The 14,780-nt window shown below is 40.8% G+C and carries 12 protein-coding genes; 1 reads left to right on the top strand and 11 read right to left on the bottom strand.

Translation table 11 applies throughout. The annotated features are described in order from the left end of the window. Nucleotides 1-155: 155 nt before the first annotated feature. The 11 genes from ACIQ0C_RS16520 to ACIQ0C_RS16470 form a co-directional block, all read right to left on the bottom strand. Nucleotides 156-1,151 carry a 5-oxoprolinase subunit C family protein gene (locus ACIQ0C_RS16520; protein ID WP_403061849.1) on the bottom strand — a complete coding sequence of 332 codons (996 nt, stop codon included), beginning with the start codon at nucleotides 1,149-1,151 and terminating at the stop codon, nucleotides 156-158. After that, nucleotides 1,148-1,906, bottom strand: coding sequence for a 5-oxoprolinase subunit PxpB (gene pxpB, locus ACIQ0C_RS16515; protein WP_403061846.1), 759 nt, complete (start codon nucleotides 1,904-1,906; stop codon nucleotides 1,148-1,150). The genes ACIQ0C_RS16520 and pxpB overlap by 4 nt, the downstream gene beginning before the upstream one ends. A 22-nt stretch (nucleotides 1,907-1,928) precedes the next feature. After that, entirely contained in the window at nucleotides 1,929-2,720 is a 792-nt protein-coding gene (locus tag ACIQ0C_RS16510; RefSeq protein ID WP_402841070.1) for a putative hydro-lyase, read from the bottom strand. 88 nt (nucleotides 2,721-2,808) lie between these two features. Beyond that, complete coding sequence (locus ACIQ0C_RS16505) at nucleotides 2,809-3,948, bottom strand: NRAMP family divalent metal transporter (protein ID WP_402841172.1); 1,140 nt, start codon at nucleotides 3,946-3,948, stop codon at nucleotides 2,809-2,811. Nucleotides 3,949-4,068: 120 nt separating this feature from the next. Continuing rightward, entirely contained in the window at nucleotides 4,069-4,827 is a 759-nt protein-coding gene (pxpA, locus tag ACIQ0C_RS16500) for a 5-oxoprolinase subunit PxpA (RefSeq protein WP_403061843.1), read from the bottom strand. Between the two features lie 254 nt (nucleotides 4,828-5,081). Continuing rightward, entirely contained in the window at nucleotides 5,082-5,846 is a 765-nt protein-coding gene (gene solA, locus ACIQ0C_RS16495; protein WP_403062089.1) for an N-methyl-L-tryptophan oxidase, read from the bottom strand. 322 nt (nucleotides 5,847-6,168) lie between these two features. Next, a complete protein-coding gene (locus tag ACIQ0C_RS16490; protein ID WP_403061840.1) occupies nucleotides 6,169-6,306 on the bottom strand; it encodes a hypothetical protein in 138 nt (45 codons plus the stop codon). A gap of 217 nt (nucleotides 6,307-6,523) precedes the next feature. Then, complete coding sequence (hutI, locus tag ACIQ0C_RS16485; protein WP_403061837.1) at nucleotides 6,524-7,822, bottom strand: imidazolonepropionase; 1,299 nt, start codon at nucleotides 7,820-7,822, stop codon at nucleotides 6,524-6,526. After that, nucleotides 7,819-9,495, bottom strand: coding sequence for a urocanate hydratase (gene hutU / locus ACIQ0C_RS16480; RefSeq protein WP_402841053.1), 1,677 nt, complete (start codon nucleotides 9,493-9,495; stop codon nucleotides 7,819-7,821). The genes hutI and hutU overlap by 4 nt, the downstream gene beginning before the upstream one ends. Nucleotides 9,496-10,530: 1,035 nt before the next feature. Further along, nucleotides 10,531-12,000: a helix-turn-helix transcriptional regulator gene (locus ACIQ0C_RS16475; protein ID WP_402841051.1), complete on the bottom strand. Its 1,470-nt coding sequence runs from the start codon at nucleotides 11,998-12,000 to the stop codon at nucleotides 10,531-10,533. Between the two features lie 297 nt (nucleotides 12,001-12,297). Continuing rightward, nucleotides 12,298-13,617 (bottom strand): MFS transporter, encoded by a 1,320-nt coding sequence (locus ACIQ0C_RS16470; RefSeq protein WP_403061834.1) that lies wholly within the window; start codon nucleotides 13,615-13,617, stop codon nucleotides 12,298-12,300. Nucleotides 13,618-14,073: 456 nt separating this feature from the next. On the opposite strand from ACIQ0C_RS16470, the gene ACIQ0C_RS16465 reads away from it, so the two are divergent. Then, a complete protein-coding gene (locus ACIQ0C_RS16465; protein WP_402841045.1) occupies nucleotides 14,074-14,679 on the top strand; it encodes a TetR/AcrR family transcriptional regulator in 606 nt (201 codons plus the stop codon). Nucleotides 14,680-14,780 lie beyond the last annotated feature (101 nt).

Below are 14,780 nucleotides of genomic sequence, written 5' to 3'. Positions count from 1 at the left end.
AAACCGGGTCTAGCAAAAAAAGAATCTTTGAAAGACAGCATTGCATATAAGGGAAGAAAGGAAGCGTCTTTATCAAGTACTTTGTTTATTGAAACAAAAAAAGAAAGCACTCTATAAGAGTACTTTCTCATCGTTTGCTTTCTTTGCAGAAGCAATTATATATCCAGCCATTTGTTCAAGGCCAATGAAATCGAAACTTGCAATTCCTTCAATTGCCGTTCTTTTTGAAGGAACAGCCGTTCAGCCTCCTTTAAATTCACCCGTGAGAACTGAATGGATTCTCCCGGTTTAACCTGAGCGATAATTGGTAAATCCGCCGTAATCACCTGAGCTATCTTAGGATATCCGCCCGTTGTTTGGCTATCTGAAAGGAGGATGATCGGATTTCCATCTGGAGGAACCTGAACGGACCCATTTGTGACCGCTTCGGATAATAACTCCCCATTATCCTTTAATTTCAGTGTAGGGCCCGATATTCTATATCCCATGCGGTCGGATTGATTGGAAACTTTAAATAATCCCGCTACAAAACTATCTTTACTTGAATCTGTGAAATATTCATATTGGCTTCCATCGATGAAACGGATGAGAGGTTTTCCCCCTGGCATGAACTCCTTCTCATTGACAAACCACTTTGGGAAGGAAAATGAACCTTTGAACTTCCGATCACCAAGATTTTTCGAAGGTTCCTTAAACTCCAAGACATCATCAGCCTTTAATGCTCTCCCCATATAGCCGCCAATCCCAGCTCTTAGATATGTGCTTTTACTCTCCATAACTTCAGGAATAGCAAAGCCTCCCGCTACAGTTAAGTACGCCCTGCAACCTGATTTACACCCTTCAAATCGAAGAATCGATCCACTTTTCACAAGAATGGGCTTCCACATCGGTACAAACTTATTATCAAGTGTAGGTGATAAATTTCCACCTGTTATCGAAATCAGGCAATTTTTCTCTACTTTAACGGTCGGACCCATTAATGTAATTTCCAAGGCCGCTTCTCCTTCTTCATTGCCAACCAACATATTGGCAATTCGTAAAGAATGTGCATCCATCGCCCCGCTTACAATAACCCCATGTTGCCGGAATCCTTTTCTTCCAAGATCCTGTATACTGGTCAATAATCCCGGTTTGATTACGCGCAGGCTCACTGTACCACCTCCTTAAGAATCATTTCTTTATATTCTTGATCCGTAATCGGATGGAACTTCACAATGTCCCCTGCTTGTAATAAACTTGGAGGATTACTATTTGGTAAAAATAGTTTGGTTGGCGTTTGTCCGATCAATTGCCATCCACCAGGCGTTGATATGGGATATACACCCGTTTGCATACCAGCAATACCTACTGCCCCTGCCGGAATGGTCACCCGGGGAGAGGAACGCCTAGGTGTCGCGATGTTTTCTGACAGTCCGCCAAGAAACGGGAAACCCGGTGCGAACCCAATCATATAAGCCAAATACTCACCGGTTGAATGAATATGAATGACTTCATCCGTAGTCAAATCGTTATAGCGGGCAACATATTCCAAATCGGGTCCATATTCATTCCCATAGCACACGGGAATGGTAACCGTTCGATGTACTAGTTTCTTATCTTCTTTTATATCCTGTAATTTCATTTCCAAGATGGAACGGACCACTTCAAAGGGAGAAATGGTTTCACTACCATAGCTTTTATTTTGATCCTTATAAATAACGAGTGGATCATAAAAGACCGTCAAATTAGTATAAGCCGGTACACATTCTATAAACCCTGCAAAAGGTTCATCTTCGAGCAAATCCTTTAACAACTTTATTTTTTTGTGAACGCTGTATTCCATTCCATTCCCGAATGTTATCACGATTGCGGAATCGCCTAATGGAGAAAGTGTACATGCAGTTTTTTTCAATAGCTTTTCCGGCATAGGAATCATCTCTTTCTGTCAGTTATAAAACTCCTAATTTTTCATCACGAATGTCCGTTATGAACATATGTCCAGGTGCATGCGTGATCATGATCTCCGGTTTAGTCTCCATGGCAATGGATTGGGGTGTTACACCACATGCCCAAAATACTGGGACTTCCCCTTCACGAATCGTTACTGGATCACCAAAATCCGGATGCTGAATGCTGGAAACACCGATCGCTTCAGGGTCTCCAATATGAATCGGAGCGCCATGAACAGCCGGAAACCGCGATGTCACTTGAGCTGCCCTCACCACATCCTTTTGTGGAATCGGCCTCATGCTAGCCACCATTTTCCCATGAAAAATCCCTGCTTCAATACAAGGGATATTGGTTTTATACATAGGTACATTGCATCCCTCTTCAATATGACGAATCGAAATATCATTACTCAAGAGGGCGTGTTCGAATGTAAAGCTGCACCCAATTAAAAATCCAACCATATCGTCTTCCCAGTAGTTTGAAATATCCGTTACTTCTTCCACTAATTCTCCATTTTTATATACCCTATATTTCGGAATATCGGTGCGTATATCCCCCGAATTTGCTGCAAATGCGGGAATGGGTGAACCAATTTCCGTAACGTCTAGCAATGGACAGGATTTAGGGTTACGCTGACAGAATAATAAGAAATCAAAAGCATGCTCTTTTTTTAAGATGGCTAAGTTCGCTTGTGCATAACCGTTAGCCATGCCAGCGGTCGGTTTTATCAATTCATTTTTTCGAATCATTGAACGCAACTCAGCCGGGGTAGCTTGAGAAAGGTCGATCATTAGTATTCATCTCCTATTGCGAATTGGCAGCCAGTGACAAACTGATGCCACGCCCACTTTTATTTATTGGATTTTCATTCATTAATCATTAAAAAAGTGCGGGCAGTTGTTTCATTAATGTATATACGCCCATCAACGCCATGATGACTACCACGAATACACCGGAAATCGTTAACCATAAAGGATGCTTATAATCACCCACGATGTTTTTCTTATATGCGGCAATAAGCAATGTTCCAAGGGCAATTGGTAATATCAGTCCATTAATGGCCCCAACTACAAGCAGTACTTTAACCGGTTGACCGATCAATAGAAAGCAGATGGTCGATACGACTATAAAGCCAATGATTATCCAGTTAGCCTTATTATTTATCTTTTCGCTGAAAGTTCTGATAAATGAAACCGAAGTATATGCAGCTCCAACAACAGACGTGATAGCTGCTGCCCACATGACAATACCGAAGATTTTATATCCTATATTACCCGCAGCGAGTTGAAAAACGGATGCTGCAGGGTTATCCGGATCAATTTGCAAACCTTTCGATACAACACCCAGTACTGCTAGAAATAACGCAACACGCATGACCGTCGTTATCAGTATCCCCATTACCGAGCTCTTCGTGACTTGTGGCAATGAGTCAACGCCCTTCACTCCTGCATCCAATAGTCGATGGCCACCCGCAAAAGTAATGTAGCCGCCTACAGATCCACCCACTAATGTAACGATGGCGATAATATCGATTTTATCAGGCACAAAGGTCTTCACTGCCGCTTCCCCTACAGGAGGAGAGGTTGTCCAAGCAACGTAAATCATCAAACAAATCATGAAAAATCCGGCGATTTGCGTAAAACGGTCCATCGCTTTTCCTGCTTCTTTCACTACAAAAATCAGTACGGCGATGACTGCGCTTATTGCGGCTCCAGTAGTTGGGGATATTCCCGTCATCGCATTTAAACCTAATCCGGCTCCTGCTATATTTCCAATATTAAATGCCAGCCCGCCCATGACGATTAGTGCTGCCAGTACATAACCCAGTCCAGGAAGGACCATGTTTGCAATCTCTTGACCCCTTTTTTCGGATACAGCAATAATGCGCCATACATTTGTTTGGGCAAATATATCAAGAATGACCGAAATAAGTATAACGAAACCGAAACTTGCCGCAAGACTTTGGGTATAAACGGTCGTTTGCATTAAAAAACCTGGTCCTATTGCCGAGGTTGCCATTAGGAATGCTGCACCTAACAATAAAGTGCGGTTCGTTTTTGGCTTAGTCAAATTCTTTTTCTGTACTGTTGTATTTTTGATTGGCTCCAATGGAATCTGCCTCCTGATTGTTTATTTTTTTCAAGAAAAGGACTTGACTGTTATTTCAGATAATTGCAAAGATTCCTTAACATGCCGTGCAAAGGATAAAGCATGTGCCCCGTCTCCGTGAATACAAATGGTATCCGCTTTTAAAGCCACATCTGAGCCTTGTTGGGACAGTACCTTCCCTTCCTTCACCATGCGAATGACTTGGGCAACGGCATCATCATCGTTTTCGATCAATGCATCCTTTTCCAATCGGGAAGTCAATGAACCATCATGTTGGTAGGTACGATCGGCAAATACTTCACTCCCGGTTTGCAATCCGATAGCCTGTCCGGCACGTATTAATTCACTCCCCGACAAACCAAATAAGATAAGCTCGGGATTCACTTTATATACCGCTTCGGCAATGGCCATGGATAACTCTTTGTTCTTTGCGGCCATATTGTACAATGCCCCATGCGGTTTCACATGCTGCATACTTCCGCCTTCGGATTGCAGAAAGCCATTTAATGCACCAATTTGATAGACGACAATATCATAAGCTTCCTGTGGTGAAATATTCATATTGCGTCTGCCAAATCCTATTAAATCCTGTAAACCTGGGTGGGCTCCGATTTTTACATCTTTCCCCAAAGCAAGCTGAACCGTTTTTCTCATGACTGTCGGATCACCAGCGTGGAATCCACAAGCTACATTGACAGATGTTACATAATTTAAAATCTCTTGATCATTACCAATCCGGTAAGCACCAAAACTTTCTCCTAAATCACAATTCAAATCAACCGTGTTCATACTACCCTCTCCTTTAATAACGGAAATTTCAGTTAATAATATGTAAGTGATCTTTCAATCACTCAAATGCATAAGTTCCGAAATTCGGTATTAGTGTTTCATATTTCGGAATATTCTAATTCTAGCATATTTTAATTATTCCGACAATATATTGTTAGAAAACCTAACATTGCAGTTTGATACAAAAAAGCCGTTGTTTCCTTTGAAAGGAAGCAACGGCCATGATTACAGCTTAAAGTTTGGAGTATATTAATTCAAAATCGGTTAATTGAAAACAATGAAATATCTTCCTTGCTCGTACCCGAGATAATCAAGTCACTCAAAATTTCTCCCATGACACTGCTGAATTTAAACCCGTGTCCAGAGAAACCTGCTGCTATAGCAATATGTGGATAATAAGGATGTTTATCCACTATAAAATGCTCATCAGGGGTCATGGGGTAGATGCAAGTTTTCCCATATTTCATTTTTTGATCAGCAGGCATATATTGCCCTAAAAACCTCATTAAATCTCCCTCATCTTCATCCAATTCACCAAAACCTTCAATACAGCCATCAGGATTTATCCGTTTTCCTCCATCATGTCTCCCTATTTTCAGTCCAGAACCATTTATACTAGGAATGCCATAGTAAGTACCATCTGAAGTATCAAAAGTAAAAGCCGGAAAATTATTATGATTATATAATTTCTCATTTGCATGAAACCAGGCAAATGTTTTTCTGATGGGTTCCAGCGGCAGATCTAAATCTAACATCGCCAATATTTTCGGTGCCCACGCCCCAACTGCAACCACTAAAGATTCTGAGTGGAATATCTCTTCATCCGTTTTAATCGTGACCCCATTGCTATGAGCAACTATCTTCCTTACTTCACTGTTTACAATGATGTCGGCACCATGGGATTTCGCAAGTTGTTGATACGCCCTTAAGCACTCTTCACTTTTCAACACGCCCGAAGTTGATTCATAGCACCCAATGTAGTCTTCTGGCAGTGTCATCCCTGGCCACCTATCATGAATTTCAAGGAATCCCCTCCATATTTTGATTCATCAGATATATTGATTCAAAAAAACACTAGAACTATAACTCTCTGTTAGTGGGGCAGAAATTAAATAAAACAGATTTCAGTTCTCACAAAATAATGATATTTTACTGACCTTACCAAACATGCACGTGAGTAATTTTGAACTTAAGTTAGTTTTAATTAGGACTAATACGATAATGAAAAACAGCTATGAATATTATAAAATAATAACCTTTTTATAATTTATATCAATTCAATCTACATTTTAATCTCTATTTAAATTATAATCCATCCGCTTAATTTTAAGATTCAACTAACTATAAATCATTGAAATAAATGACTTCACTAAGGATTTTACAGCCTTCCATTACCTCGAATTTATCCCTTGCTTCCTTTTCAGTGCTAAACTCAAACATTTTTATGCCATTTTTCGAATGGATAGTGATTATCCACATAAAATTCCCTCCACATGGAAGATTCATTCCTTAAAACACTTTCATTCAATTTCACTGTAAAGCAGTAAAGTGTTTAACGCTGAAAAGGGGTAGGATGATAAACCACCATCCTACGATTGGAGCACCATTACATTTGTTAATACTTCCAAAAGCCCATTCCATCCCCTGAATTTTTCAGCGGATGGAATGGGTGGACATTGATTGAGAATACTGATTTTTAAAGGCCAGTCAGGCTTTTGGAATCAGACTTCACTTTATCATTCACAACTTGCACACCATTTTTCCATACAGTCTTAACATGGTTAACCCCAAATAAATACTGCAATTCCTGATAGTTTTCTACATTCCATAAAACGACATCCGCTTGTTTTCCCACTTCAAGCGAGCCTACCTTTTCTTGTCTGTTGATTGCACAAGCAGCATTGTATGTTGCCGCGGTAAGCGCTTCAGCAGGGGTCAGCCGCATCGAGATGCATGCCAGGTTCATGACAAGCGGCATGGAAGTCGTCGGTGAGGATCCGGGATTGCAATCGGTCGAAATGGCAACAGCTACACCTTCATCAACCATTCGGCGTCCTGGGGCGGCATCTTCTCTTAAATACAAAGCTGTGGCTGGAAGCAAGCAGGCAATGGTTCCTGACTTAGCCATGGCTTGAATTCCCTCTTCGGAAGCCTTTAATAAATGCTCAGCTGATATAGCCCCTATTTTGGCGGCAAGTTCCGCTCCCCCGTAAGGCTCAATTTCATCAGCATGTATTTTAGGGATCAAGCCGTACTTTTTCCCCGCCTTTAAAATCCGCTCTGATTGTTCAGGGGTAAAAACCCCTTTTTCACAAAAAACATCATTGAATTCAGCAAGCTTTTCTTCAGCGACGATTGGAAGCATATCATTAATCAGATGATCGACAAATTCATCCTCACGGCCTTTATAATCCTTTGGAACCGCATGTGCTCCCATAAAAGTAGGAACTAGATCAATCGGATGTTCTTCCTGTAACTTCTTCATCACCCGCAACTGCTTCAATTCGGTTTCCAAATTCATTCCGTAACCGCTTTTACCTTCTACTGTAGTCACGCCATGAGCGAGAAACGAATCAAGGCGTCGGATGGTTTGTTCCATCAACTCTTCTTCACTTGCTTCCCTTGTCATGCGGGTGGTTGCATGAATGCCCCCACCTGCGTTCATGATGTCCATATATGTTGCACCTTCTAGACGCATTTCGAATTCACGCTCACGACTTCCACCATATACAACATGCGTATGGGGATCAACAAGCCCTGGTGTCACCAAATGGCCAGAAGCATCGAAAACTTCAGCTTCATGCATTCTATCAGCATAGAGTTTTTCCAATTCCTTGGTTGTCCCGACAGCTTGGATCAACCCAGATTCCATCCATATACTTCCATCCTCTATCAAACCAAGCTCTGACATTCCCTCTTTGGAACGCGGACCTTTCCTTTCAGAGGTAAGGGTAGCAAGTTGAGTGGCATGTTTTATCCAAATCGGCTTTGTCATTGTTTATCAATTCCTTTATCAAGCATTGGGATATTAATACCTCTTTCACGGGCTGTTTCCTCTGCAAGTTCATATCCTGCATCAACATGGCGCACAACGCCCATCCCAGGGTCCGTTGTCAGCACTCGCTCAATCCTGGCTGCTGCTTCTTCGGTGCCGTCTGCCACAATTACAACGCCAGCATGCATTGAGTATCCCATTCCTACGCCACCGCCATGATGTACGGATACCCAGGTTGCGCCGCCCACTGCATTCACCATTGCATTTAAGATCGGCCAGTCAGCCACTACATCCGAACCATCCTTCATGGCTTCCGTTTCACGATTCGGCGAAGCGACAGATCCCGAATCCAAATGGTCACGTCCAATCACTATCGGGGCCTTCAATTCACCGCTTGCAACCATATCATTAAGGATTTTACCAAAACGGGCGCGCTCCCCATAACCCAGCCAGCAAATGCGGGAAGGAAGACCTTGGAACTGGATTTTATCTTGAGCCATTCTTATCCAGTTACATAAATGCTCATTATCAGCGAATTCACGTAAAATGGCTTGGTCTGTTTTATAAATGTCTTCAGGATCACCAGATAAAGCTACCCAGCGGAATGGACCTTTTCCTTCACAAAATTGCGGGCGGATATATGCTGGAACGAAGCCAGGGAAGTCAAAAGCATTTTCTACACCTTCATCTTTCGCAACTTGACGGATATTATTGCCATAATCAAACGTCACGGCTCCTTTTTCCATCATTTCAAGCATTGCTCTTACATGTTTGGCCATTGAAGCTTTAGAGAGTTTAATATACTCTTCTGGATTCGAATTCCTTAATTCTGCCGCCTCCACCATTGACATTCCTGAAGGTGTATATCCGTTAAGCGGATCATGGGCGGAAGTCTGATCCGTCAAGACATCCGGAATGAAGTTCCTTGCAATCATTTCTGGAAGAATATCTGAAGCATTCCCAATCAAACCAATCGATAATGCTTTTCCTGCAAGTTTAGCTTCTTTGGCTAAACGAATGGCTTCATCCAAAGAATCCGTTTTCACATCGGTATAACGAGTCTCGATTCTCCGGTCAATTCTTGTTTCATCAACATCGATTCCGATACAGACCCCACCGTTCATCGTAACTGCCAGTGGCTGTGCCCCACCCATGCCTCCTAGACCTGCAGTAAGAGTGATTGTGCCTTTCAACGAGTTATTGAAATGTTGTTTAGCAAGCTCGGCAAATGTCTCGTAAGTACCCTGTACAATTCCTTGAGAACCAATATATATCCAGCTGCCGGCTGTCATTTGCCCATACATCATCAATCCCTTTTTATCAAGTTCATGGAATGTTTCCCAGTTCGCATATGCCGGGACGATATTTGAATTGGCAATCAGGACACGGGGTGCATCCGTATGCGTTTTAAAAATTGCCACCGGTTTCCCTGATTGGACAAGTAACGTTTCATCTTCTTCAAGCTCTTTTAGTGATTTGACGATTGCATCAAAGCATTCCCAGTTACGTGCTGCTTTTCCAATCCCTCCGTATACCACCAAATCTTCTGGACGTTCGGCGACTTCAGGATCCAAATTATTCATCAGCATTCTAAGCACTGCCTCTTGTTGCCAACCCTTCGTATTCAAATCGGTGCCTCTATAGCGTGTAACCTTGTTTGTAATCGTGTTCATTTCTCATTTCCCCCTTGTTTTTGTTATATTTTCATTCTATAAGAAAAATTCAGAATAAATAGTTATAATTTAATGATAATTTTATAATTTGTTTCAACCTTTTGTAGTTAACTTTATTTTTTTATAAACTATTTCATTAATTACATTGTTTTGAAATAAATAAAAAAGGACGATTCACTATTACTGAATCGTCCTTTCAATTGTTCGAGGAAGTGTATAGGGTAAAAGGGCTGGTGATTTGTAAGCTGCATCTGAGGCAACGGCTTAAGAAGGCTTTCCACTTTCTCAATTACTTGTTCAACAAGAGGCTACACTGGCTTTCACATATGAGGAATGTACCAATATATGCTCTGCACTTATCAGTTCTATTTCAGAACCTTTCATAACCAAGGCTATAAAAAATCTGTTCAAACAGGTCAGAATCTTTATAGCGTCGCTTATAAATTTTCCCGAACGTAGAGGATTGAGGCACTTTATCATGGAAATCTTAACCTGAAAGGCATTGGTAGGCCATGTTGATTTTTACTTCTTAAATCGTTTTACGCATGGTACGATTACCGAAGGTATATTGAATGAATGTCCGTTTAATTAAAATAATACGACTTTTACTTGCGAGTCCTACCACTGAAAACATATCTTTCATAAGTCATGAATGAATGAGAAATCCATTGCTGCCTCCCCCTTTCCAAATGATGCTTTGACACCAGTTAATCTAAAGTAATCATTTCAAGTTGATCCCGCTGAATAGAATCATGTTTTTAAAGGATCATTATCACCTGAAGTTATTTTCCTATAAAAAAACAAAAAGACTGTAAGCAAAAGGAGTTCTATCTTAAACAAAGTTGATGGGAGCGGAAGGTACGAGACTCCTGCGGGAAAAGCGTGTCCATGGGAGACCCCGCGGGCGCGATGGCGGCGAGGAGGCTCCCGGACCTCCCGCGGAAAGCGAGTTCCTGAGTGGAAATCAACGGTCAAATTCAATATCCGAGTTTGTCTGCAGTCTAAAGGACGATTCAATAAATGAATCGTCCTTTTTTATAAGCCTGACCGATATGCTGATGGTGTACAGGCTTCAAGCAATTTGAATTTGGCATTGAAATAGGTTTGATGTGAATAGCCGGCCAATTGTGAGATTTCCTCCAATGATAAATCCGTTTCCTTTAATAAACGTTTAGCTTCCCTAATTCGAACTTGATGCAGCGTATTTCGAAAAGACTCGCCGGATTCAGCGGCAAAACGACGGCTGAGTGTACTTTTATTGATTCGCAGAGTATCCGCACAACTCGCTAGATTCCACTGGGCATCCCAATAGTTGGACTCGATCAGCTCCCTTGCCTTTTCGCTAATTGTGCGTGCCCCTTCCTGTAATTGTCCATGATCCTGCAGAAGCATATGGGTGGTGAACGCATGCAGCTCTTTCACTATTTGATGAATGACAGGTTTATGTACAATTTGCTGAAATACATCATAGTAAATGGCTTCCAGGGAAGCATTTTGCAAGTTGTATGATTTCATATGCCTGCGAATCTGTGCAAGTACGCTTGTAAGGCGGATACGAACGATTTCCGGGTCGGGGTATGGCCGTTCGAAGGTGAGGAATTCACGTTCAATCCAGTTCCTGATGGCCTTCGCATCCCGTCGTTCGAGCATTTCTATCCATAGTCTTTGTTCAAGAGGAGTGAGGAATGGATCCATCTCTCGAGGCGAAGTCTGTTGACTTTCGGCTAAAATGATATCATATCCATCGAAAAAGATTTGTCTCGTAAATTCACGTGTTTGCTGATACATCCTTTTTAAAGACTCATCTGAAGTTGCCGCCTTTATTATGATGGCAAGGGGCTCATCCATTCTTTCTTTCCAATGGGCAAGAAACGCTTGATATTCTTCCTTATATATCTCGATTTCCTTTGTTTCCTGGACACATAAAATAAAATCCGATAAAGCGAAGATTTGATTCTTCCCAGTAAAAGAATATCGTTGCAGTTCATCATAAACCAATGGAAGGGTCTTGTTATCAGGTGTCAAAAAAGCGACCATGGTTATTCGGCTTTCATGCTTCCGGTCCGTCAAGAAGAAATCTGGATACCCAATATCCAAAGCATTCTCATCATCCATGGTGTTTGACGAAAGAAGACCTGGACCATTTCTTAATTGAAAACGTAATTGTTGAATATGTTTTACCAAATCCGCGGAAGAAAAAGGACGGAATAAAACATCTTCAGCACGAAAACGTAAGGCTCGATAAGCCGTTTGAAAGATTCGCTCAGATGAAATCCCTAACCATCGAATTCCCCTCCGCTTTAACGAAACACCCATCGCCTCACTTTCATCCGTCCAAATATCCATATCCAAAATAACGAATTCAGGTTGCTGATTGCGCATGCCCTTTTCGAATTCTTCAATCGTTTTCCATAAGACCAGTCTAACTCCCGTTAGGTGGGACTCAACTATCCAACGAATTCCTTGAGCCTCAATCTCATCTTTTGCCACCAAATGAATTTCCACATCATCACCTCATTCCTGCTTTTATTCCTCTAATGAATAAATATGAAGTCAGCACTTTAAAAGAAAAGGAAATCGATGATCTTTTCGAAAGCACTTTCATCCCATCTCCATTCTAATCCCGCCGAAAACTACAAACAAGTCTTATTGGGCAGAACCTGCGATTTTAGATTAAATTTTGACATGCTCAATTGATTGTGCTTCCTTTATGAAAATATAAAAAGAAACATCATGGAAACTCTGTGGCTTCCAATGATGTTTCTTTTTTATCACTTTTAATCTTCAACACATGTAGAACCGTTATAATCGATTAATATTGACTTCAACTTCTTTTACGATGTTTTCATCTGAAGCATCTGCCAATTTTAATGATAATAAGGTGATTACACCTATTACAAGTAATCCAGATAAAATAAACATACCTTGGGTAAATGCAACAGTTCCAAGAATCATCGGTCCTACAAAACCGCCTAAAGCCGCAAGTGAATTGACTATGGCTATCCCAACTGGTGCAGTGGTCTCAGTGAAGAAAAATGTCATATAGGCAAAGAAACATCCACTGAACCCGTATAAACCGAAAGAGGTAATCGTTAACATAAGCACCATCATAAAGACACTATCTGAAAAGCCGCACCCGATAAATCCGACAACTGCTATCATGAGGCAGACGAGCAAGTGTGTTTTATGTGCATTGGTCCGATCTGAATTCCAGCCTGCAAACATAATGGCAGGTATACCGATTAATGATGGAATCATCGCTAACCAGCCTATTTCTAGATTGGTTGTTGCATTTTCCGATAAAGATTTAATGATGGTTGGCATCCAGAATGACAATCCATAGATAGATGTGTACCCTGCGAAATAAAAAAGGGCCAACTTCCAGATTTTCGCATCTTTCAGCATAGCAAGCTTTGTGACTTTATTCATTTTCGCGCTAACTTTCCTTTCCGCACTCAACTCCCCTTCCAACCAATCACTTTCTACCTTAGATAACCATTTAGCGTTAGTCGGTCTATTAGTTAAATAGAAAACAACAACAATTCCAATAATAATGGCCGGGATACCTTCAAGGATGAACATCCATCTCCAGCCGGCCATACCGAACCAGGAAATATTGTCAAGAATCCACGTCGACACAGGCGCACCGATCAATCCGCCAATCGGCAGGGCTAAAAGCAAAACCGCTGTTGCCCGTCCTCTTTCGCGCGCCCTGAACCAATAAGTTAAATACAAAATTATACCAGGGAAAAAACCAGCTTCGGCGACACCTAATAAAAAACGGAGTATATATAAATGCATCGTTGTTTGCGCAAAACCTGTTAATATTACCACAAGACCCCATGAAATCATTATTCGGGCAATCCATATCCGAGCTCCCACTTTATGCATGATCATGTTGCTAGGAACTTCAAAGAAAAAATAACCTATAAAAAAAATGCCTGATAGCAATCCAAAAACTTCAGCGGATAAGGCTAATTCTGCATTCATTTGTAAAGCAGCATAGCCTAAATTGACCCTGTCCAAGTAAGCAATGATATAAAGGAGCAAGATAAATGGAAGAATGCGTTTCATCGTCTTACTGATCGTTCTTTTCTCTATTTCGCCACTGGCATGATTCATGATTATTTCCTCCCTTTTCATGCTGCTATTTCCCATAAAATAATCCGTTTACCGCACAATTCTTCTCCTGCTTCCCGACACTCTGGTTCATTCCTAGGACCATCAAGTTTATCCTGATACCACCTCCCTCCATTTACATATATTGAATCGAATCCAACAACATTATAAATACAATCCATATACTCAGGGCTAAAGGGGAATAAAACTTTCTACAAGACAGTAACCGATTGTATAGGAATCCTTGAAAAACCTCCTATTTAAAATGAATTAACCTTCCCCATACTTGATCCCAAAATATTGTAAGCGCTTTCTAAACGTGGGAAATGCAATTAAGAAAGCGTTGTGATTATTCATGATCTACGTTAGATTAAATAGACCACCAATCATTTAACTAGACTGTAGTCTGATATTAAACCATGCAGGAATATTCTGTCAATTATCATTTGGAGGTTTTTTATGATTGAACCCAGAAAGAAACAGCTTAGGGGAGAAAAGACTCGTGAAAAAATTTTAAAAATATCATTAAAGCTATTTAGCGAAAAAGGTTATGATAAAGTTACCGTTGACGAGATCGTGAAAAAAAGCGGCACATCAAAAGGGTCATTTTACCAACACTTTTCAGCAAAATCGGACATTTTTTCAGTGAGATTCATAGAAGTCGATAATTACTATCGCGAAGTCTTCCGTTCGTTCCCAGTCGATATGGACGCCACAGAGAAATTGTTTATTTTCATACGGAAATTGATGCGTTTTCTGGAAGAAGAAATGGGCAAAGATTTAATGAAAGTGATTTACAGTTCCGCTTTAGATTCAAAAGAACATACTTACTTTTTAAATTCAAATCGCTCACTCTTCCAAATCATTCGTTCATTAATTGAAGAGGCGAAAGAACAAAACGACATTGACACTGACCAATCAGTTAACGAAATTTCACAACTTATCACCCAAAGCCTGATGGGAATCATCTATCATTGGGGATTAAACAACTCAGAACAAAGCTTGGAATCACTATCCATACCGCTAACCAAAACAATCATTAATGGGCTGAAAACCAAGAACTAGTACATAAATCAAAAAGATTCATTTTCAAAAAATCTAACATTTAATTCAAATTTAACCCCAATCTCACTGAATGGTCAGGGTAACTCCATTAATCTATAAAG

It is taken from the genome of Peribacillus sp. NPDC096448 (assembly GCF_044762675.1).
GTDB classification, from domain to species: Bacteria; Bacillota; Bacilli; order Bacillales; family DSM-1321; genus Peribacillus; species Peribacillus frigoritolerans_B.
Note: the sequence above shows the minus strand (reverse complement) of the source record. Positions and strands in the feature narration are given on the sequence as shown.

Excerpts from the sequence above, each read along its gene's own strand:
- pxpB (WP_403061846.1), bottom strand. The coding sequence starts at position 1,906 with ATGCCGGAAAAGCTATTGAAAAAAACTGCATGTACACTTTCTCCATTA.
- ACIQ0C_RS16510 (WP_402841070.1), bottom strand. The coding sequence starts at position 2,720 with ATGATCGACCTTTCTCAAGCTACCCCGGCTGAGTTGCGTTCAATGATT.
- ACIQ0C_RS16505 (WP_402841172.1), bottom strand. The coding sequence starts at position 3,948 with ATGGCAACCTCGGCAATAGGACCAGGTTTTTTAATGCAAACGACCGTT.
- pxpA (WP_403061843.1), bottom strand. The coding sequence starts at position 4,827 with ATGAACACGGTTGATTTGAATTGTGATTTAGGAGAAAGTTTTGGTGCT.
- ACIQ0C_RS16490 (WP_403061840.1), bottom strand. The coding sequence starts at position 6,306 with ATGTGGATAATCACTATCCATTCGAAAAATGGCATAAAAATGTTTGAG.
- hutI (WP_403061837.1), bottom strand. The coding sequence starts at position 7,822 with ATGACAAAGCCGATTTGGATAAAACATGCCACTCAACTTGCTACCCTT.
- hutU (WP_402841053.1), bottom strand. The coding sequence starts at position 9,495 with ATGAACACGATTACAAACAAGGTTACACGCTATAGAGGCACCGATTTG.
- ACIQ0C_RS16470 (WP_403061834.1), bottom strand. The coding sequence starts at position 13,617 with ATGAATCATGCCAGTGGCGAAATAGAGAAAAGAACGATCAGTAAGACG.
- ACIQ0C_RS16465 (WP_402841045.1), top strand. The coding sequence starts at position 14,074 with ATGATTGAACCCAGAAAGAAACAGCTTAGGGGAGAAAAGACTCGTGAA.